Origin of the sequence: Pseudoblastomonas aquimaris (genome assembly GCF_035481675.1) — a bacterium.
Taxonomy (GTDB): Bacteria; Pseudomonadota; Alphaproteobacteria; order Sphingomonadales; family Sphingomonadaceae; genus Alteriqipengyuania_B.
Window position 1 is genome coordinate 1,236,966 of record NZ_JAYJJW010000001.1, and the last position, 19,733, is coordinate 1,256,698.

Genomic DNA, 19,733 nt, shown 5'->3' on the forward strand with positions numbered 1-19,733 from the left:
GAGCGGACGCACATCTATCGGCACAGTAAGGCGACCATACTCCTGTCCGCGCCCGCACCCAAATTTGGGGCGGGCCCGTCACATTCGCGCCCCGCGCGGTCATTGCCTTGGCAGGTCACATCGCCTAAGGCGGGGCCATCCGCCCCGGCATGCCCAGCACCCCTTGCACGGCGCGCCGGGGCGCAGTGTTTTCTCCTCCCGAAGAAGGGTAATGCCATGTCCCGCCGCCGCCAGATCTACGAAGGCAAGGCCAAGATCCTGTACGAAGGGCCGGAGCCCGGCACCATCATCCAGTATTTCAAGGACGATGCGACCGCCTTCAACGCCCAGAAGAAGGGCACGATCAACGGCAAGGGCGTGATCAACAACCGCATCAGCGAGCATGTGTTCACCCGCCTGTCGCACATCGGCATCCCCACCCATTTCATCCGCCGCCTCAACATGCGCGAGCAGCTGGTCCGCCAGTGCGAGATCATTCCGATCGAAGTGGTCGTGCGCAACGTGGCCGCCGGCTCCATTTCCAAGCGCCTCGGCATCGAGGAAGGCGAGCCGCTGCCGCACACGTTGCTGGAATATTACTACAAGGACGATGCGCTGGGCGATCCGCTGATCGCGGAAGAGCACATCGCCTGCTTCGGCTGGGCCAGTAACGAGGAAATGCAGGATATCGCCGCCATGGCGATCCGCGTGAACGACTTCCTTGTGGGCATGTTCAGCGCGATCAACATCCGCCTGATCGACTTCAAGCTGGAATTCGGCCGGCTGTGGGACGGCGACTATTCGCGCGTGATCCTTGCCGACGAAATCAGCCCCGACGGCTGCCGCCTGTGGGACATGACAAGCGGGGAGAAGCTGGACAAGGACCGCTTCCGCCGCGATCTCGGCGGGGAGGAAGAAGCCTATCAGGAAGTCGCCCGCCGGCTGGGCCTGTTGCAGGACGACGGCGGCCCGGGCGAGGTGTTCGACCTGTCCGCCCACCGCAAGCTGCGCGGCAAGCCACCCCGCAAGTAGCTTCCCACATCGAAAACCGGGCGAATAAAGTCCTCAGCGTTCCACATTGTTCAAGTCTTGCATTGACAATGCTGTTCCCCGATTGTGCGATCCAAAGGGGACGCTGATTTGAAAAACAAGTTTGTACGTTTGCTCGCCGTTAGCTCCGTGCTTATCGGCACATCTTCGATGGCGCAGGAAAATCAGATTCTGCGTGGACCGATACCTGCTTGGGTGTCGCCGATAGAGAACTTGCCAGCATCAGATGATGTGGGCGGCCTCGTTCATTTTTCCTATCAGGATACCCAGATACGTCTCGACGAGACCGGGGGACAGCAACACAACGCTTTCCGCGTACGAATTCTCCATCCGCAAGCACTGCAGGTCGGCAATCTTGCCTTGAACTGGAATCCGGCACTGGGGCCGCCAACAATCCACCGATTGCTCCTTCACCGTGGTAGCGACACGATCGACATCCTCGATAGCAGCGAATTCGCAGTCATTCGCCGCGAAGACGCCTTGGAATACTCGATCCTGACAGGCGTGATGACCGCTACACTCAATGTCCCGGACCTGCGCGTCGGTGACGAACTGGAGCTGGCTTTTACGCAGCCTTATGCAGACCCGACTTTTCGGGACGTTAGCTATGGGCTCATGTTCATGGCGGACACTCCGCAGTCAGGCCGGTACCGCCTTCGTCTGACATGGGAAGATGGGCAGCGGCCTGCAGCCATGATCAGCAAATCGGCCATGGAGGGGGCACGACAAGAAGAGAACCAGATCGTCTGGCAGGCCGACAATCCGGACCAGCTAGTCCTTCCGAACATGGCGCCGCCGCGTTATAGTTGGGGCCGCATAATCGAATTCAGCGACTTCCCGGACTGGGAATCGGTGTCGCGACAATCTGCACCGCTCTACATGGCGGCATCAACCCTGGCGCCCGGTTCTCCGCTCAAGGCCGAAGCCGAACGGATTGCCAGGCAATTTGCCACTCCGCAGGATCGTGCAGCTGCCGCCCTCAAGCTCGTCCAGCAAGAAATCCGGTATATCTTCGTCGGATTGGCAGAGGGCGGGTTCACGCCGGTCAATGCGGACGAGGTGTGGCGACTGCGCTATGGTGATTGCAAGGGAAAGACTGTCGTCCTTTTGGCGCTTTTGCGGGAGCTTGGGATCCCTGCTGAAGCTGTGCTGGTCAACAATGGTGGAGGGTTCGGATTAGACGAGCGCCTGCCGAGCCCCGGCATGTTCGACCATGTGCTCGTCCGCGCGAAACTGGGCGACCATGACACATGGATGGACGGCACCCTGCCGCCGGTCGCTACTCCGTCCCGCGAACCGGTTATCGATTATCGGTTCGTGTTGCCAATCAGCGAGGACGGTACTGCATTGGAAGCTCGGCCGTGGAAGCCGATGCGAAGCCCGGAAGAGATCGCCCTGGTGGAAATCGATGCCAGGGCCGGGATCGATAAGCCAGCGATATACAAGACCACACAGATAAGGCGTGGCGGGGAAGCATTCGCCGCCTACGCACAATTGTCTGCCCTAACGCAAGGCCAGTTGGAAAACGCCCTGCGACAGGAAATGCGAGGACTTGAGACCCTTACATCGGCAAGCTTTCGCTACGACGAGGCTGCGGGAGTTTCGATTTTCACCATCGAGGGGACCCGCGAAATCGATTGGGAGGGCATGGACGATGCGCCTTCACTTATCTTGCCTGGCGGGGGCAGCTATCCGCCGGAGAAGCGCCAGCGCCCGCTAGAGCAAGACCCCGACGTCCCGTTTTATTCTTCGCCAGTCTACGATTGTCATGTGACAACCGTGCGAGTGCCAGAGGACTTCCCGATCGATAATTGGTATCACAACTCGGAAATCGACGTGTCCCTTTTCGGGCGCGTGAATTGGCGCGTTTACGAGAAGGGTGACGGCGCGATCACAATGATACGCGGCGTTTATACGCAACAGCCGGAAATCAGCACGTCGAAGGCGGCAAAGGACAACATGCGGGTCGCTGATTTCGACAACAGCATGGCAAAAATCTATTACAGCACTGCTGCATTTTATGGAAATGCCGGCAACGACACCGAGGCACCCGCGACTTACGAAATCGATTGGACTGCCGAAGACGTGCCTTGTGCTCCTCCCGACCTGTTGAAGGCGGCGAGAGAAACCGACTAGTGCACCTGTACTAGCATTCAGCGGGCTGACACGCCGGACTTGGCAAATTAGGCTGTCGCGTTAGGAATTGGGGGTCGCACGCCTCCGGTTCCGCGACACGCCTGCACCATTATTGCCATATCCGGGGTCAGTACCGATGAAATCCGTTCGCATGTTCAAGGGCAGCGCCTCTGCCGCCGCCATCGCATCCCTGCTCGCCATCGCGGCGCCTTCGTTCGCGCAGGAAGCCCCGGTCGAAGCATGGGGCGTCGAACAGACCGACGTCGAGCCCGATCCCTCGATTACCTACGGCAGGCTGCCCAATGGGATGAAATACGCCATCCGGCAGAACGACACGCCAGAAGGCGCGGCAAGCTTCCGCCTGCATTTCGAATTCGGATCGCTCTACGAAGCCGAGGACGAGCGCGGGCTCGCCCATTTCATCGAACACATGGTCTTCAACGGATCGACCAACGTGCCCGAAGGCGAAATGGTCGCGCTGCTGGAGCGGCAGGGCCTGGCCTTCGGCGCGGACACCAACGCCTACACCAGCTTCGACGAGACGGTGTACCAGCTCGACGCGCCCAACGCGACGGACGAGGCGATCGACACGGCGATGTTCCTGCTGCGCGAGGCCGCCGGGAACGCGACTTTCGCGCCAGAGGCGGTCGACCGGGAGCGCGAGATCATCACCAGCGAACGCCGCCAGCGCGACAATGTCGCCCTGCGCGCGCTGATCGACCGGCTGGAATTCCAGCTGCCGGAATCGCTCTATGACGACCGCCTGCCGATCGGTCTCGACACGGTCCTGCGCGAAGCGCCGGCTGAGCGGCTGAAGTCGCTCTACCACCGCTATTACCGCCCCGAGAACGCCACCCTGGTCGTGGTCGGCGATTTCGATGTCGCGGCAATGGAAACGCGCATCGTCGACACGTTCGGCGACTGGGAAGGCGTGGGCGAGGCAGGCGGCAAGCCCGACATCGGCCGCGTCGACCTCGAACGCGCAGCCGCCTTCAGCGTGTTCACCGATCCGGCATCTTCCTCCAACGTCGTGATCGCCGTCGCCCGCCCTTACACCGATCCGGCCGATACGCTGGCAGAGCGCCGAGCCGAGACGCTGGAAAGCCTCGCCACCTCGATCATGAACCGCCGGCTGGAACGCCTCGCCAACAGCGAGGGCTCCCCCTTGCTGGGCGGCGGGGTGGTGACGGAGGCGTTCGATCCCGTGACGGAACTGACCATGCTGTCGATCGGCACCGGTGACGGCCAGTGGGCCCAAGGCCTCGCGATTGCCGAAAACGAACTGCGCCGTGCGCTGCAGTACGGCTTCACCGCCAGCGAGCTGCAGGAAGCGATCGCCAACACAGAGGCGAGCTATCGCCGCGGGGCGGAGCAGGCCGATGCGCGCCGCACGCGCGCGCTGGCCGATGCCATCGTCAATGTCGCTGGCGAGAACGATTTCGTGACCGACCCGGCGTGGCGCTACCAGCTGTTCGGGGCGATGAAGGAGACGCTCACCCTCCCCGCCGTGAACGAGGCGTTCCAGCGGCTGTGGACCGGCAGCGCGCCCTTGATCACCATCAATGCAAAATCCGTCGAAGGCGGCGAGGAAGCGGTCGCTGCCGCCTTTGCCAAGGCGGCAACCGTTGCGGTGGAAGCGCCCGTCGATGCGGCGGTCGCCACCTTCGCCTACGACAGCTTCGGCGACGGGCCGGGCGACGTGGTGGCGGACACGGTGATCGAAGACCTCGGCATCCGCACCGTCACTTTTGCCAACAATGTGAAGCTCAACATCAAGCAGACCGATTTCGAACCGGGCCGCGTGCGCTTCAACGTGGCGATGTCGGGCGGCCAGTTCGCGCTGGGCGATGCCGGCCCCGGTGAAGCGCTGCTGCTGCAGCTGGTTGCGGCGCAGGCGGGGACTGCCGCGCACAGCTTCGACGATATCCAGCAGGTAACGGTCGGCAGGCAGGTGACGCCCGGCTTCGCTGCCGGCACCGACGATTTCGTCGTGAACGGGGCCACCACGCCCGCCGACCTGGCGCTGCAGATGAAGGTGGCCGCCGCCTACCTGACCGATCCGGGTTTCCGGCCGGAAGCGCAGAGCCGCTACACATCGTTCATCGGGGCGGTTTACGCGCAGCTCACCTCGCAGCCCCCGCTGGTCTTCCAATTCGAAAGCACCGGCGTGCTGACCGACGACCCGCGCTTCGCCTTCCCGTCGCAGGAAGAGTTGCAGGCCGTCAGCCTGGAGGCGATCCGCGCGCCCTTTACCGCCAACGCGGCCGACGCGCCGATCGAGATCGCGGTGGTCGGCGACATGGATGCCGACGCGGTCATCGCGGCGGTCGCGCAAAGCTTCGGCGCGCTTCCCACCCGTGCGGACGTGACGCCCGATTACAGCGAGCAGCGCGAAGTCGCCTACAACGACCTGTCGGGCGACGAGGTGGCGACCTTCACCCACGGCGGCCCGGCCGACCAGGCCATGGCGGGCAGCGTCTGGCGCACCGCCGACGATGGCGACTTCCGCGAGGAAGTCACGATGCGCCTGCTGAAGGAAGTGATCGACATCTACGCCACCGAAACCCTGCGCGAGGAACTGGCCGCGACCTACAGCCCGCTGGTCGACAATTCGATGTCGAGCGATTTCGAGGATACGGGCCAGCTATCGGTGGCTGCGGTCGTCTCCCCCGATGCGGTGGACCAGGTGCAGAAGCTGATCCCGACGCTGGCCGCACGGCTGCGTAGCGAAGCGGTGAGCGCCGACATGCTGCTGCGCGCTCGCCAGCCGCTGCTGGAGCGGGTGCGCCAGCGGCGGAAGGACAACGGCTTCTGGCTGGGCGTCGCTTCCTCCGCACAGGGCGAGCCCGACCGGCTCGACCGGGCGCGCGAGGAGGAAGCCATCCTCCAAGGCATCACCGCCGCCGACATCATGGCATTGGCGAACAAGTACCTGGTGCCGGAACGCCGCGCGGATATCCGCGTGTTGCCGGCTGCGGCTGCCGCGGAATGAGCGTCAGCCGATAGAGGTCGTGTGAATATGGAGGTCGCCTTCCAGCGTCCGGTGAACCGGGCACCGGTCGGCGATCTCCATCAGCTTTTCCCGTTGCTCTGCAGTCAGGTCCCCCGTCAGCTCGATCGCCCGGTCGAGCGCCTGGATCTGCGTGCCGTCCTTGTCGCAATCGACGCAGTCCTGCTGGTGATCGCGCGAATGCTCCAGCTCGATACGCACGCTTTCGAGCGGCCATTTCTTGCGCTCCGCATACATCTGGATCGTCATCGACGTGCAGGTGCCGAGGCTGGCGAGCAGCAAATCGTAGGGCGTCGGCCCGTCGTCCCGTCCGCCGTAACTGACCGGTTCGTCGGCGATGAACTGGTGCGTGGCGGTGCGCACGAACTGCGCGAACTTCCCGCTCGCCGTCTCCACCTCGACCGTACCTGACAGGGCGACCTGCTCCGGCTCCGGCGCGGGCAGGTAGCGCGAGGCCCATGCCGCGACGATACCGGCGGCATAGGATGCCGCCCCCGGCTCGGTCAGCAAGTGATCCGCCCCGTCCAGCGCGACGAAGCTCTTGGGATGTTTCGCCGCGCGGAAAATCTCGCCCGCGTCGTGGACGGAGACCGTGTCGTCGTCCGGCGCGTGCATCACCAGCAGGGGAAGGTCCAGCGTGCCGAGGCGTTCCGCCTGCGGCTGGTTGCGGCCCTGTTCCAGAAAGTCGCGCGCGATGCGGAACGGGCGTCCGGCAATCCGGACCTCGGCTTCCCCGTCGCGCTCGATCGCGTCCACCGCGTCGCCGAAATGGCCGAACACGTGGCTGGTGTCGAAAGGCGCGCCGATGGTGGCTATGGCGGCCGCGCTGGCGATCCTGCCCGCCGCCGCGATCACGGCCGCCCCGCCCAGGCTGTGCCCGACGAGCAGTTTCGGCGGCAGGCCTGCCGCCTCCAGCGCGTCGGCCGCTGCGACGAGGTCGTCGATATTCGCGGTAAAGCCCGCGTTGGCGAAATCGCCTTCGCTGCCGCCCAGCCCGGTGAAATCGAAGCGCAGCACGGCAATGCCCTGCGCCGCCAGCGCCGCCGCAATGCGGGTCGCCGCACGGCTTTGCTTGGTGCAGGTGAAGCAATGGGCGAACAGCGCGGCAGCGTGGGGCTGGCCGTAGAGCGGCCGTTCCAGCCGCCCGTCGAGCCGCTGGCCGGCCCGCCCTTCGAACGTGAAAGTCTCGGTGGCTATCATCTCGGTCCTCCCCCCCTTATTCTCGCCGCGCTTTCTGTTCATGGCAACCGCCCACACGGTTGCGCCGTTCCGCGCCGCGCGGCATAGGCGGCTGCGAACCTCCACACTGGTACAAGGCACGCACCCGGCCATGAAGCTTCGCATCCTCGTTTCGCTGAAACCCGGCGTGCTCGACCCGCAGGGCCGCGCCGTCCACCATGCGCTGGAAGGCCTCGGCTTTTCGGGCGTCGAGGATGTCCGCATCGGCCGCACGGTGGAAATGGATGTCGCCGACGACACCAGCGACGAAGCGATCGACGAGATGTGCCGCAAGCTGCTCGCCAACACGGTGATCGAGGATTACCGCGTCGAGAAGGTGGGCTGACGATGGCCTTCCGTTCCGCCGTCATCACCTTTCCCGGCTCCAACTGCGACCGCGACATGGCGGTGGCGCTGGAGCAGGTGTCCGGCACAGCGCCGCACCGCGTCTGGCACGGCGATGCCGACTTGCCGGACGGGCTCGACTTCATCGCCTTGCCCGGCGGCTTTTCTTACGGCGATTACCTGCGCAGCGGGGCTATGGCGGCCAACAGCCCCATCCTTGCAGCAGTGAAGAAGCAGGCAGAGCGCGGCGTCCCGGTGCTGGGCGTGTGCAACGGCTTCCAGGTCCTGACCGAAGCCGGCCTGCTGCCCGGCGCGCTGATGCGCAACGCCCAGATCACCTTCGTCTGCCGCACGGTGGAACTGGAAGTCGCAAACAGCCAGTCGCTGTTTACCGGCGGGTACGAAAGCGGCCAGCGCATCCGGATCCCGGTCGCGCACCATGACGGCAACTATTACGCCGACGAGGACACGCTGGACCGGATCGAAGGCGACGGGCGCGTGGCCTTCCGCTACGTGCAGAACTGCAACGGTTCCTCGCGCGATATCGCCGGGGTGCTCAATGCCGCCGGCAACGTGCTCGGCATGATGCCGCACCCGGAACGCGCTATCGAGGATGCGCATGGCGGTACCGACGGCCGCGCCCTGTTCGAAAGCGTGGTGAAAAGCCTCGTCGACGCCTGACGCTTACGCGTTGGCGGCCCGCTGCCGCCGGAATAACGCCAGCGCGTCGGCGGCGCCCATCGGGCGGCCGAAGTAATATCCCTGGATCTTGTTGCAGCCGAGCGCGCGGATCATCGCCGCTTCCTCCTCGGTCTCTACGCCTTCTGCGGTGGTGTTCATCTCTAGGCTGTCGGCCAGTGCGACCACGGCCTTGATGATGGCGAGGCTTTCGTCGCTGCCGGCGCTGGCGCCCTGCACGAAGCTGCGGTCCACCTTGATGGTGGAAAAGCGTACCTTGCGCAGGTAGCCGAGCGAGGAGTAGCCGGTGCCGAAATCGTCCAGCGCGACCGAGCAGCCGAGGCCCTTGATCTGCTCCAGCGTGGCGCCTGCCGTCGTCCCGTCGCGCAGGAAGATGCTTTCGGTGACCTCGATTTCCAGCCGGTTTGCAGCAAGGCCGCTCATCGACAAGGCGCGCACCACGGTGTCCGAGAACGCGGGATCGAGCAGTTGTTCGCCCGACACATTGACCGCGACGCGCACATGCTCGGGCCACTTGGTCGCTTCCTCGCAGGCGCGCTGTATCACCCATTCGCCGATGGGCACGATCAGGCGCGTGTCCTCGGCCAGGGGAATGAATTTCGCGGGGCTGACGAACCCGTGATCGCGGCTGTTCCAGCGCAGCAGGGCCTCGAAACTGGCGATGCTTTCGGTCTTCGCATCGACGACCGGCTGGAAATCGAGCGTCAGCTCGTCCCGCTCCAGCGCGCCGCGCAGGGCGATTTCCAGTTTGCGCCGTTCCTCCGCATGGGCGTGCAATTCCGGTTTGTAGGCAAAATGCGCGCTGCCGCCCTCGTCCTTGGCGCGATAGAGCGCGAGGTCCGCGTTGCGCATCAGCATCTCGACCGTGTCGCCGTCGCGCGGGCCGAAGGCGCTGCCGACGCTGGCCCCGACATAGAGCGTGTGGCGGTTGACCTCGTACGGTTCGGACAGGCGCCCGATGACCGCTTGCGCCAGCTCTTCGATCCGCGCCTTGTTGCCGGCATCGCGGATGACGATGGCGAATTCGTCCCCGCCCAGCCGGCCCACCATCTCGCCGTCGCCCATCAGGCTCTGCAAGCGGTCGGACACGCTGGCGAGCAGCTGGTCCCCGACCAAGTGGCCGAGCGAATCGTTGACCGACTTGAACCGGTCGAGGTCGAGCATCAGGAAAGCGCAGCGGGTGCGCCACTGCTCGGCATATTTCATCGCGTCGGCCAGCGTTTCGGTCAGCATCAGCCGGTTGGGCAGGCCCGTCAGCGTGTCGTAGCGGGCGAGCCGCGCGATCTTCTCGGACGATTCGCGCTGTTCCGTGACGTCGGAGCCGACCCCGCGGAAACCGGTGAACTTGCCCTGCTGGTCGAACACGGGCGTGCCCGACAGCTCCCACCAGCGCCGCTGGGCGCCGATGGCGACTTGCACCAGAAGGTTGGAGAAGCTGGCGCGGCTTTTCAGCCGTTCGGCCAGGTCGTGCAGGCTGGGCGGGAACTGGCCCGTTTCCCATGCCTTGCCGGCGATCGCCTGAATGAAAGAAGTGCCGTTGTAGCCGGCAGGCTCCCCGCCCAGCGCAAAGGCGAAGCGCGGGCTGGCGGAATGGATGCGGCGCTGGCGGTCGATCTGCCACAGCCAGTCGGCGTCGCCTTCCTCGAATTCGCGCAGCAGCATGGAGACGACTTCGTCCTTTTCCGCCACGCCTGCCTCCGCCACCCGCACTTTCAGGTAGGAGCGGGCGCTGCGGATGATGCCGACCAGCGCCAGCCCGACGAAGCCGATGCTGGCGGCGGCCATGACAAGGTCGCCGGTAAGCAGGAAGGCCGCGACCTGGGGCACGCCGATGGCGGCGACGAAAATCGCCGTGCCTGCAGGCGCGCTCGAGCGGATCACCATCGCCGCCGCGATTAGAGTGGCGGAAATGGTCCACAGCATGAGGACATCGACCGATCCGCCGAGGAGGGTGATGGCGATGGCCGGCATCGACCAGACCGCTCCCAGCACGCCGGAAACGACCGCGTTGCGGCGCATCGCCCCTGCGGGCAGCCCGTTGCGGTCGGCATCGGCAAGCATGCCGTCCGATTTCCACACCTGCCAAAGCGCAAAGCCGAGGGCGGCGCCCCAGGCGACGGTGAGCAGCAGCGGCAGGTCGAAAGCGATCATGGCGATCGCCACCAGCCCCGCCACCGCGTTGGCGATCAGGAACAGGGTACTGGAATTGGCGAGCCCTGCATGCTGGATGCCGCGCACCCGCGCCCAGTCCGCGCCTGCCGGGGTCTTCAGCCCCAGCAGTGCGTCGGCCGGAAAATCCCGCGGCAAGGCCGGAATGTCGTTGCGTTCGCCCGTCACCAGCATGCGGGTAACGGGAAAGGGTTATGGGGGCGTAAACCTTTCCCCCGAAATCGAGCGAATTATTCGACGGTTACGGACTTTGCCAGATTGCGCGGCTGGTCGACGTCCGTGCCCTTTGCAACGGCCGTGTGATAGGCGAGGAGCTGCACCGGGATCGCGTAGACCAGCGGGGCGATCAGCGTGTGCACGTTGGGCATCTCGATGGTCGCCATGCACCCCTCGCCCGCCTCTTCCAGCCCCTCTGCGTCCGAGATCAGGACGATCTTGCCTCCGCGCGCACTCACTTCCTGCATGTTCGACACGGTCTTTTCGAATAGCGGGCCGGACGGCGCGATCACGATGACCGGCACCGCCTCGTCGATCAGCGCGATGGGGCCGTGTTTCATCTCGCCCGAAGCATAACCTTCGGCGTGGATGTAGCTGATTTCCTTCAGTTTCAGCGCGCCTTCCATCGCGATCGGGAAGTCCTGCCCGCGGCCCAGGTACAGCACGTCGCGCGCCGGGGCGATGAGGTGCGCCATGGCGGCGATATCCTCGTCATGGGCGAGCGCGGCGTTGAGGCAGGCGGGCACCTCGATCAGGTGGCGCACGATTTCGCGCTCCTCCGCGCGGTCGATGCGTCCGCGCTTCACCGCCATGTGCGCCGCCAGCGCCGCCAGCACGGCCAGCTGGCAGGTGAAGGCCTTGGTGGAGGCGACACCGATTTCCGGGCCGGCGTGGGTGGGCAGGAGCAAATCCGCCTCGCGCGCCATCGTGCTGGTGGGCACGTTGACGACCACCGCGATGGTCTGGCCGTTTTCCTTGCAATGGCGCAGCGCGGCCAGCGTGTCCGCCGTTTCCCCGCTCTGCGAGATGAACAGCGCCAGCCCGCCCGGCTCCAGCACCGGGTCGCGATAGCGGAATTCGGAGGCCACATCGATGTCCACCGGCAGGCGCGCGAATTGTTCGAACCAGTATTTCGCCACAAGCCCGGCGTAATAGGACGTGCCGCAGGCGACGATGGTGACGCGGTTGATGGCCGACAGGTCGAAGTCGATCTGCGGCAGCGCCACCGTGCCGTCGTCGCGCCGGACGTAGGAGGAGAGCGTCTGCGCCACCACGGTCGGCTGCTCGAAAATCTCCTTCTGCATGAAGTGGCGGTAATTGCCCTTCTCGATCGCGGCGGCGGTCGCGCCCGAAGCGACGACTTCGCGCGTCACCTCGTTGTTCTCGCTGTCGTAAATCGTCGCGCCGTCGCGCGTGATGACGACCCAGTCGCCTTCTTCCAGATAGGTGATGCGCTGCGTCAGCGGCGCCAGCGCCAGCGCGTCGGAGCCGAGGTAGGTCTCCCCTTCGCCGTAACCCACCACCAGCGGCGAGCCGAGCCGCGCGCCGATCAGCATGTCGGGATGGTCCTTGAACGCGATGGCCAGCGCGAAGGCGCCGCGCAGGCGCGGCAGCACGTCCTTCACCGCATCGCGCGGCGATGCACCGTCCTCGTAAGCCTGCGAGACGAGGTGGGCGACGACCTCGGTATCGGTCTCGCTCTCGAAAGTGCGGCCCTTCGCCTGCAGCTCGTCGCGCAGCTGCTTGAAGTTCTCGATGATGCCGTTGTGGACCAGCGCCAGGTGCTCGGTCGCATGCGGGTGCGCGTTCTTGGCAGTCGGCGCGCCGTGGGTGGCCCAGCGGGTATGCGCAATGCCGATATCGCCCGGCGCATCGTCCTTCTTCAGCACTTCGACGAGGTTGGACAGCTTGCCCTCTGCCCTGCGGCGCACGAGCTCGCCATCATGCACGGTGCACACGCCGGCGCTGTCGTAGCCGCGATATTCCATCCGCTTGAGGCCATCGACCAGCCGATCCGCAACCGGCTGACTGCCGACGATTCCGATAATTCCGCACATGGTTACAAGGCCTTCTCTGTCAAAGCGTATAGGGAATGCGAACGCCCGGCATCTGGGCCGGGAACGCCGCGAGATTGCGTGTCACGAAAATGCGCCCGGTCACCTGCGCGCTGGCGAGCGCGATGGCATCGGCCAGCGCCATGGCGGCGCGCTGTTCGCGCAAGGCCGCGCCGCGACGGGCGATTTCCTCGGTCAGTTCGATGACCTTGAAGTGGGACAGGAAATCCTCGATCCGCGCGGCATCGCCCTTCGCCCCGGCGAGCACTTCGGTCCAGCCGAGACGGGTAATCCAGCGTTCGGGACTGCGCACGATCTCCGTCCGCGCGGCGCTTTGGCCGACGAGGGCATCGACCAGGATCGCGCTGTCAAACACCACTTCGCTCATGGCGCGTCGCCGGCGCGGATACGCCGCTGGAAGCCGAGCCCCTCGCCGATGTCCGCGCGATCGCGCCACAAGCCGAAGAAATCGTCGACCGCCTTGCGGCTGGTCCCGGCGCGCATTGCCGCCACGGCCTCGCGCACGATCGCGGTGCGCGAAACGCCGCGCTCTTCCGCCACGCGGTCGAGCCACTTGATGTCGTCGTCCGGGATTTCCACCAGCGTGCGCATGGCGGCGCTGATATCATACTATGATATCAAGTCAATCGGGGAGATGCGGCCGCATGCGCTCGCGCAGGATTTCGACAAGCTTTTCATCCATGTAGCGGTACTTGTCAGGTATGTTGAGCGAGACAGTACGAACGCTGCCGATGTGGCGGCCGAAGCCTGCCTTGATGCGCCGCAGGTGAGCGGGCTCCATGGCGACGATCAGGTCGGCCCATTCGACCAGCTCGGCCGACAGCGGGTTGTCCGCATCGGGCGCGGTGCCGGCGGACGCGGTCTCGACCCCGGGATGGCTTGCAAAAATCTCTTCGGCAGTCGGGCTTCGCCAGCGGTTCCGGCTGCAGACGAAGAGGATGCGCTTCACTTCTTCTCCGCAGCCTTCTTCTTGCGCATCGCGTCATGGAAGCGGTCGGCCCAGCCCGGCTTCATCAGCTGCTCGCCGCGGACCAGTCGCAATTCACCGTCGCCCACGTCGCGCGTCACTGCGCTGCCCGCGCCGACGATGGCATCGCGGCCGATCTTCACCGGTGCCACCAGCGCGCTGTTGGAGCCGATGAAGGCCCCCTCGCCGATGACCGTCCGGTGCTTGAAATAGCCGTCGTAATTGCAAGTGATCGTGCCCGCGCCGATATTCGCCTTCGCGCCGACGGTGGCATCGCCGATGTAGCTGAGATGGTTGGCCTTTGCGCCCTCGCCCAGCGTCGCTTTCTTCATCTCGACGAAATTGCCGACCTTGGCGCCTTTCTCCATGACCGCACCCGGGCGCAGGCGGGCATAGGGGCCGACTTCGCAGCCTTCGCCCACCGTAGCGCCTTCGAGGTGGCTGAACGCCCGGATCTTCGCGCCCTTCGCCACGCTGGTGCCGGGGCCGAAAACCACGTTGGGCTCCACCACGACATCGCTCGCGAGCTCGGTATCGTAACTGAAGAAGACGGTTTCGGGCGCGCGCAGCGTCACGCCGCCCGCCATCGCGTCCTCGCGCCGGTCGGCTTGCCACTGGGCTTCCGCCGCGGCGAGTTCCGCGCGGCTGTTGATCCCGGCCACTTCCTCCGGCTTGTCGGTCGTCACCACCGCGCAATTGCGTCCGTCGCCGATGGCGATGTTGACGATGTCGGGCAGGTAGTATTCCCCCTGCGCATTGTCGTTCGACACGCGGTCGAGCAGCGCGAACAGGTCCGCCGCCTTCGCCGCCATCAGGCCCGAATTGCACAGGGTGCAGGCGCGCTCCGCCTCGCTCGCATCCTTGTATTCGACCATCTTCACGATGTGGCCCTGCTGCGCGATCACGCGGCCATAGGCCTTGGCATCGTCCGGTTGGAAGCCCAGCACCACCGCCGCCGGACTGTCCGCCTCGTTCAGCCGGTCGACCATCGCCTGCATCGTGGCCGCGCGCACAAAAGGCACGTCGCCGTACATCACCAGCACGTCGCCTTCGAAGCCGGCGAGCGCATCCCTCGCCTGCTGGACCGCATGGCCGGTGCCGTGCTGCGGCATCTGCAGGGCGAAGTCGCAGCGGCCCGCCAACGCCTCTTCCACCTGCTCGCGCCCCTCGCCCGTCACCACGACCAGCTTCTCCGGCGACAAGCTCTCCACGCTGGCGAGCAAGTGCTCGACCATGGAACGCCCGGCGATGGGATGCAGGACCTTGTGCAGGTCGCTCTTCATGCGGGTGCCCTTGCCCGCGGCGAGGATGACGGCGGCGATCGATCGTGTCTGAGTGCTCATGGAAAGCGCCCATGCCACCAAAGGGTTGCGGATTGAAGTATGCACGGGCAGGTCCCGGCGCCATGAGCGATTTTCCCTTCGACATCGTGGGCTTCGACCTGGACGGCACGCTGGTGAACACCAGCGGCGACCTGGGCGCGGCCGTGAACCATGCGCTGGCGCTGGCCGGGCGCCAGCCGGTGCCGCTCGATAATATCCACGAGATGGTCGGCGGCGGGGCCAAGATGCTGCTGAAACAGGCGCTGGAGCGCACCGGCGGAATGCCGGCCGACGGGTTCAAGCCGTACTACAAGGCGCTGCTGGCCTATTACGGCGAGCATGTCTCGGTCCATTCCCACCCCTACGAAGGCTGCGTCGAGGCGCTGGAAGCGCTCGCGGCAATGGACGTGACGCTGGCGGTGGTGACCAACAAATTCGAAAGCTTCGCCCGCACGCTGCTGGGGGACCTCGGCCTCCTCGGCCATTTCGCGCTTCTGGTCGGCGGCGACAGCTTGGGCAAGGACGCCGACGGGCAATACCGCGCCAAGCCGATGCCCGATCCCCTGCTCCACATTCGCGAGGAATGCGGCGGCGGGCGCATGGCCTATATCGGCGACAGTTCCTACGACGTCGATGCGGCAAAGGCGGCGGGCATTCCGGTGCTCGTGGCCGGGTGGGGATACAATGACCGCCCGGCAGGGGAACTGGGCGGCGACGCGGTGATTCGCGGCTTCGGCGAGCTGATCCCCGCCCTGAAAGCGCTTTGACCGGACCCATTCGTCCGGCCTGCCGTTACGGAAACGGGGCGGATTGACGCTTACGTTAATCGCGCGGTTGAATTGACCGCCGGTGCATGCCATCGACCCCGCAGAATTCAGCCAGTTTCACGACAGGAGACACCCCCATGTCCATCAGCTTCAAAGACCGCGTAGCCATCGTCACCGGCGCCGGCGGCGGCCTGGGCCGCGAATATGCGCTCGAACTTGCCCGCCGCGGCGCCAAGGTCGTCGTCAACGACCTCGGCGGATCGCGCGACGGCACCGGCCATTCCGACGCCGCGCTGCAAGTGGTCGAGGAAATCAGGGAAGCCGGCGGTACTGCCATTTCGAACGGCGGCAGCGTGACCGAATTTGCGCAGATGGAAGAAATGGTCGCCAAGGCGAAGGAAGAATGGGGCGGCGTCCACGTCCTGATCAACAACGCCGGCATCCTGCGCGACAAGAGCTTCGCCAAGATGACGATGGACGACTGGAAGATCGTCGTCGACGTGCACCTCAACGGCAGCGCCAACGTGACCAAGGCCGTGTGGGAAACCATGCGCGAGCAGGCCTATGGCCGCATCCTGATGACCGCCAGCAGCACCGGCCTGTTCGGCAACTTCGGCCAGGCGAACTACGGCGCGGCCAAGCTCGGCCTCGCCGGCTTCACCAAGACGCTCTACCTCGAAGGGGCGAAGTACAACATCAAGGTCAACACGCTTGCACCGGTCGCCGCGACGCGCATGACCGAGGACATCATGCCGGAAGCCATGTTCAAGATGCTCGGCCCGGAGAACGTCGTCCCGGCGGCGCTCTACCTCGTCAGCGAAGATGCGCCGACCAACGCCATCGTGGGCGCGGGTGCAGGCGGCTATCACTCCGCCTTCGTGACGATGAACACGCCGGTCATCCTGGACCAGGACGATCGCACGGTCGAAGGTTTCGCCGCCCACTGGGACGAGATTTCGAAGACCGAGCCGATGACCATCCCGAACTCGGGTGCGGAACAGTCCGGCGCGATCATGACCGCGATGCAGAAGAAGATGGCAGGCTGAACCGCCACACTGTATTGACACGATAACACAGCAGGTCTACGCCCCTCGCATTCTCAGGGGGAGTAGACCTGCATGTATTCGCAATCCGATCTCAATTCCGCGGTGAAGGCAGGCGCCATCACCGCGGCCGCAGCCGACGCGCTGCGCCGCCACGTGGCCGACCAGCGCGGCGCCATGCCCGCCGATGCGGAACATTTCCGCCTGATCACCGGCTTCAACGACATCTTCGTGTCCATCGGCGTGGTCATCATGCTGTTCGCGGCAGGCGCGATCGGCGAGGCCATGATCCCCAGCCTGATGGGCCCGTCCCCGCTGATCGGCCTTCTGGTCGCAGGCACGGCCTGGGGCCTTGCCGAAGTCTTCACCCGCAGCCGCCGCATGGCCCTGCCCAGCATCATCCTGCTGCTCGCCTTCCTGGGCGGGACGGCGCTCATGTTCGTGGGCAGCTTCGTGCTTCTGTTCGTCGATAGCGAGCCGACCCGCTGGGTTGCCGGGCTTGCTATCGCCGTAACCGGGATCCTGACCGCCCTCGCCGCATGGCTGCACTGGAGGCGCTTCATGGTGCCGATCACCATCGCCGGCGGCACCGCTGCCGTCGCGGCGACCGTCATCGGCCTCCTCATGGTGGCGCTGGTGCCGGAAAACAGCGACGGGCAGACGACGCTGCTGTCGCTGGTCTTCGTGGCCGGCCTCGTGGTGTTCGGCCTCGCAATGCGCTGGGACATGAGCGATACGGCCCGCGCAACGCGCCGCAGCGACGTTGCCTTCTGGCTGCACCTGCTCGCCGCGCCGATGCTGGCCCACCCGCTGTTCACTCTGATCGGCGTGACGGAAGGCGACGCCATCGGCATCGGCGGCGCCCTTGCCGTGCTGGCGATCTACCTGTTTTTCGCGCTGGTGGCGCTGGCGATCGACCGCCGGGCGCTGCTGGTCTCCGCCCTCGCCTATGTGCTGGTGGCGCTGACCACGCTGTTCAACACGTTCGGCGTGATCGAACTGAACGTCGCGCTGACCGCGCTGGTCATCGGCTCCGCCCTGCTGACCCTGTCGGCGTTCTGGACCCCGATCCGCGCGAAGGTGGTGGACATGCTGCCGGGCGACATGACGATGCGCCTGCCCGCTACGGCCTGAGCGTTCGCGCTTAAACAGATGGGCCCGGCTGCGCAGATTGCGCGGCCGGGCCTTTTCGCGTCAGGAATCCACCGACTTCAACAGCCGCCGCTCAATCGGGGCGAGGACGCTGGCGAGCTCCTGCCCGCGCTTGAGCATCTGGCCCTGTTCGCCGACGAGCGCCCACATGCCCTGTTTCATGCGCAGCGCCGGGCGCTTTTCGATCCGCACCTCGGGGCGTTCCGCCGCGCGGCGAAAGGCGGCGAAGACCGCCACGTCGCGGGTGAAGTCCATCGCGTAGTCGCGCCACTGGCCGGCGGCGACCATGCGGCCGTAGAGGTCGAGGATGCGCTGCAACTCCAGCCGTTCGAACCCCACCTGCTGCGGCTGGCGCCCCGGAAACGGCACGATCCGCGCCGCATCGTTCAGTCCCGCCATCAGCTATCGGTCCCCGTGGATCGCTGCGGCTCCCTTTCGGCGCGCAATTCCTGCAACTGGGCGGAAACCTCCGCCAGCTGTGCCTGCAGTTCGGCGATGCGGCCATCCACATCCGCGGGCAATTCGGGGCACGGCGGGCACGGTTCCTCGCACGGGGTGCCATAGGGCATGAATTCGCGCGCCCATTCTTCCACCGGCATCAGGGTGGAGCGGGCCTTGAGGCCGATCATCGTCGCGCCTTCGGGCACATCGTCGGTGACCACCGCGTTGGCGCCGATCCGCGCCCGCTCGTGGACGGTGATAGGCCCCAGGATCTGCGCGCCGGAGCCCACGATCACGCCGTCGGCCAGCGTCGGGTGGCGCTTGCCCGGCACGCCGTTGGTCGGGTTGGTGCCGCCCAGCGTCACGCACTGGTAGATCGTCACGTCATCGCCGATCTCCGCCGTTTCGCCGATCACGGTGAAGCCGTGGTCGATGAACAGGTGGCGGCCGATCTTGGCGCCGGGATGGATGTCGATGCCGGTCACCATGCGCGACCAGTGGTTCACCAGCCGGGCGAGGAAGAACAGTTTCCCGCCGAACAGCCAGTGGGCGATGCGGTGGTAGAAGATCGCCCAGACGCCGGGATACAGCAGCACTTCCCAGCGGCTGCGCGGCGCCGGGTCGCGGGCCTTGATGGAATCGAGAAAGGCGACGAGTTTTTCGAACATCGCGGCAATCCTTTCACTTCGGCGCGCATCGCGCAAGTTTGCCGGCCCCGGCCGCGTTAAAGGACCCGGCCCGATTACAGGAGGTGCGGTGCCTCCGGTCCCTCGACCGCCTCCAGCGCGGCGCGCCAGACTGCCAGCGACGGCGGGCTCTTGCGCTCCAGGCTGATGCGGTCGATCTCGGCCACGATCTTTTCCGCCCCGACAAAGCTGCGCGCCATCCGGGGCACGAGGTATCTGGTGGCTTCTTCGCCCAGCGCAAGGCCGCGCATGGCCGCATGTTCCTCTATCAGCGCGGCGAGCATCGCGTCGTCGGGCGCGCCGATTTCGAGCTGCAGCGCCGCGCCGAGGCGGGAGCGCAGGTCCGGCAGGGTAATGTCCCAGCTTTCGCGGTCCACGATCAGCAGCAGCCGCTCGCCCCCTTCGCGGGCGCGATTCCAGCGGTGGAACAGCGCGGTCTCGTCCATCGCGTCCGCGCCGTCGATGGTGGTGCCAAGGCCCTGCTGCACGAACCAGCCGCCCATCAGCGACTTGCCGGATCGCGGCGGGCCGAGGAGGATCGCGGTGCCGAAAGGCCAGTTTGACGGGTCGGAAATCGCGTCCGCCACATGGGCGTTGGCGGGGCCGAGAACGATGCGCGAAGGCGCGGCCTTTCCGGCACGCTCCAGCGGAAGGGCGATCTGGCTCACCGGCGCGCC

The 19,733-nt window shown here is 65.7% G+C and carries 18 protein-coding genes; 8 read left to right on the top strand and 10 right to left on the bottom strand.

Going from position 1 to position 19,733, the window contains the following annotated elements:
- The first annotated feature begins 216 nt into the window (after positions 1-216).
- From purC to VCJ71_RS06100, 3 genes are all read left to right on the top strand, one after another.
- On the top strand, positions 217-1,011 hold the full coding sequence (gene purC / locus VCJ71_RS06090) for a phosphoribosylaminoimidazolesuccinocarboxamide synthase (protein WP_324639804.1): 795 nt from the start codon (positions 217-219) through the stop codon (positions 1,009-1,011).
- A 108-nt stretch (positions 1,012-1,119) separates the two neighbouring features.
- Positions 1,120-3,165: a DUF3857 domain-containing transglutaminase family protein gene (locus tag VCJ71_RS06095; protein ID WP_324639805.1), complete on the top strand. Its 2,046-nt coding sequence runs from the start codon at positions 1,120-1,122 to the stop codon at positions 3,163-3,165.
- Positions 3,166-3,301: 136 nt separating this feature from the next.
- Entirely contained in the window at positions 3,302-6,157 is a 2,856-nt protein-coding gene (locus tag VCJ71_RS06100; protein ID WP_324639806.1) for a M16 family metallopeptidase, read from the top strand.
- A 3-nt stretch (positions 6,158-6,160) separates the two neighbouring features.
- Here the strand turns inward: VCJ71_RS06100 and VCJ71_RS06105 are convergent, their stop codons facing one another.
- A complete protein-coding gene (locus VCJ71_RS06105; RefSeq protein WP_324639807.1) occupies positions 6,161-7,375 on the bottom strand; it encodes a bifunctional alpha/beta hydrolase/OsmC family protein in 1,215 nt (404 codons plus the stop codon).
- Between the two features lie 130 nt (positions 7,376-7,505).
- Between VCJ71_RS06105 and purS the strand changes: the two genes are divergently transcribed.
- Both purS and purQ read left to right on the top strand, forming a co-directional pair.
- On the top strand, positions 7,506-7,739 hold the full coding sequence (purS, locus tag VCJ71_RS06110; protein ID WP_290135787.1) for a phosphoribosylformylglycinamidine synthase subunit PurS: 234 nt from the start codon (positions 7,506-7,508) through the stop codon (positions 7,737-7,739).
- Between the two features lie 2 nt (positions 7,740-7,741).
- Complete coding sequence (gene purQ, locus VCJ71_RS06115; RefSeq protein WP_324639808.1) at positions 7,742-8,419, top strand: phosphoribosylformylglycinamidine synthase subunit PurQ; 678 nt, start codon at positions 7,742-7,744, stop codon at positions 8,417-8,419.
- 3 nt (positions 8,420-8,422) lie between these two features.
- Here the strand turns inward: purQ and VCJ71_RS06120 are convergent, their stop codons facing one another.
- The 6 genes from VCJ71_RS06120 to glmU are packed head-to-tail and all read right to left on the bottom strand — an operon-like array spanning position 8,423 to position 14,988.
- Positions 8,423-10,780 (bottom strand): putative bifunctional diguanylate cyclase/phosphodiesterase, encoded by a 2,358-nt coding sequence (locus tag VCJ71_RS06120; RefSeq protein WP_324639809.1) that lies wholly within the window; start codon positions 10,778-10,780, stop codon positions 8,423-8,425.
- A 56-nt stretch (positions 10,781-10,836) separates the two neighbouring features.
- Entirely contained in the window at positions 10,837-12,660 is a 1,824-nt protein-coding gene (gene glmS, locus VCJ71_RS06125) for a glutamine--fructose-6-phosphate transaminase (isomerizing) (protein ID WP_324639810.1), read from the bottom strand.
- Positions 12,661-12,679: 19 nt separating this feature from the next.
- Positions 12,680-13,045 carry a PIN domain-containing protein gene (locus tag VCJ71_RS06130; protein ID WP_324639811.1) on the bottom strand — a complete coding sequence of 122 codons (366 nt, stop codon included), beginning with the start codon at positions 13,043-13,045 and terminating at the stop codon, positions 12,680-12,682.
- Entirely contained in the window at positions 13,042-13,269 is a 228-nt protein-coding gene (locus VCJ71_RS06135; RefSeq protein WP_324639812.1) for a ribbon-helix-helix domain-containing protein, read from the bottom strand. The genes VCJ71_RS06130 and VCJ71_RS06135 overlap by 4 nt, the downstream gene beginning before the upstream one ends.
- 31 nt (positions 13,270-13,300) lie before the next feature.
- Entirely contained in the window at positions 13,301-13,627 is a 327-nt protein-coding gene (locus VCJ71_RS06140; RefSeq protein ID WP_324639813.1) for a low molecular weight protein tyrosine phosphatase family protein, read from the bottom strand.
- Complete coding sequence (gene glmU, locus VCJ71_RS06145) at positions 13,624-14,988, bottom strand: bifunctional UDP-N-acetylglucosamine diphosphorylase/glucosamine-1-phosphate N-acetyltransferase GlmU (RefSeq protein ID WP_324639814.1); 1,365 nt, start codon at positions 14,986-14,988, stop codon at positions 13,624-13,626. The genes VCJ71_RS06140 and glmU overlap by 4 nt, the downstream gene beginning before the upstream one ends.
- A 62-nt stretch (positions 14,989-15,050) precedes the next feature.
- Between glmU and VCJ71_RS06150 the strand changes: the two genes are divergently transcribed.
- The 3 genes from VCJ71_RS06150 to VCJ71_RS06160 all read left to right on the top strand — a co-directional run bounded on the left by VCJ71_RS06150 (position 15,051) and on the right by VCJ71_RS06160 (position 17,911).
- On the top strand, positions 15,051-15,734 hold the full coding sequence (locus VCJ71_RS06150) for an HAD-IA family hydrolase (RefSeq protein ID WP_324639815.1): 684 nt from the start codon (positions 15,051-15,053) through the stop codon (positions 15,732-15,734).
- Positions 15,735-15,871: 137 nt separating this feature from the next.
- The gene (locus VCJ71_RS06155; RefSeq protein WP_324639816.1) at positions 15,872-16,780 is read left to right on the top strand and encodes an SDR family NAD(P)-dependent oxidoreductase; all 909 of its coding nucleotides are present in this window, start codon (positions 15,872-15,874) and stop codon (positions 16,778-16,780) included.
- 72 nt (positions 16,781-16,852) lie between these two features.
- Positions 16,853-17,911, top strand: coding sequence for a hypothetical protein (locus tag VCJ71_RS06160; RefSeq protein WP_324639817.1), 1,059 nt, complete (start codon positions 16,853-16,855; stop codon positions 17,909-17,911).
- 60 nt (positions 17,912-17,971) lie between these two features.
- On the opposite strand, the gene VCJ71_RS06165 is transcribed toward VCJ71_RS06160, so the two are convergent.
- The 3 genes from VCJ71_RS06165 to VCJ71_RS06175 form a co-directional block, all read right to left on the bottom strand.
- Positions 17,972-18,328, bottom strand: coding sequence for a DUF2794 domain-containing protein (locus tag VCJ71_RS06165; RefSeq protein WP_290135796.1), 357 nt, complete (start codon positions 18,326-18,328; stop codon positions 17,972-17,974).
- Complete coding sequence (epsC, locus tag VCJ71_RS06170; RefSeq protein ID WP_324639818.1) at positions 18,328-19,038, bottom strand: serine O-acetyltransferase EpsC; 711 nt, start codon at positions 19,036-19,038, stop codon at positions 18,328-18,330. The genes VCJ71_RS06165 and epsC overlap by 1 nt, the downstream gene beginning before the upstream one ends.
- A gap of 74 nt (positions 19,039-19,112) precedes the next feature.
- Positions 19,113-19,724 (bottom strand): HdaA/DnaA family protein, encoded by a 612-nt coding sequence (locus VCJ71_RS06175; protein WP_324639819.1) that lies wholly within the window; start codon positions 19,722-19,724, stop codon positions 19,113-19,115.
- Positions 19,725-19,733: the final 9 nt, after the last annotated feature.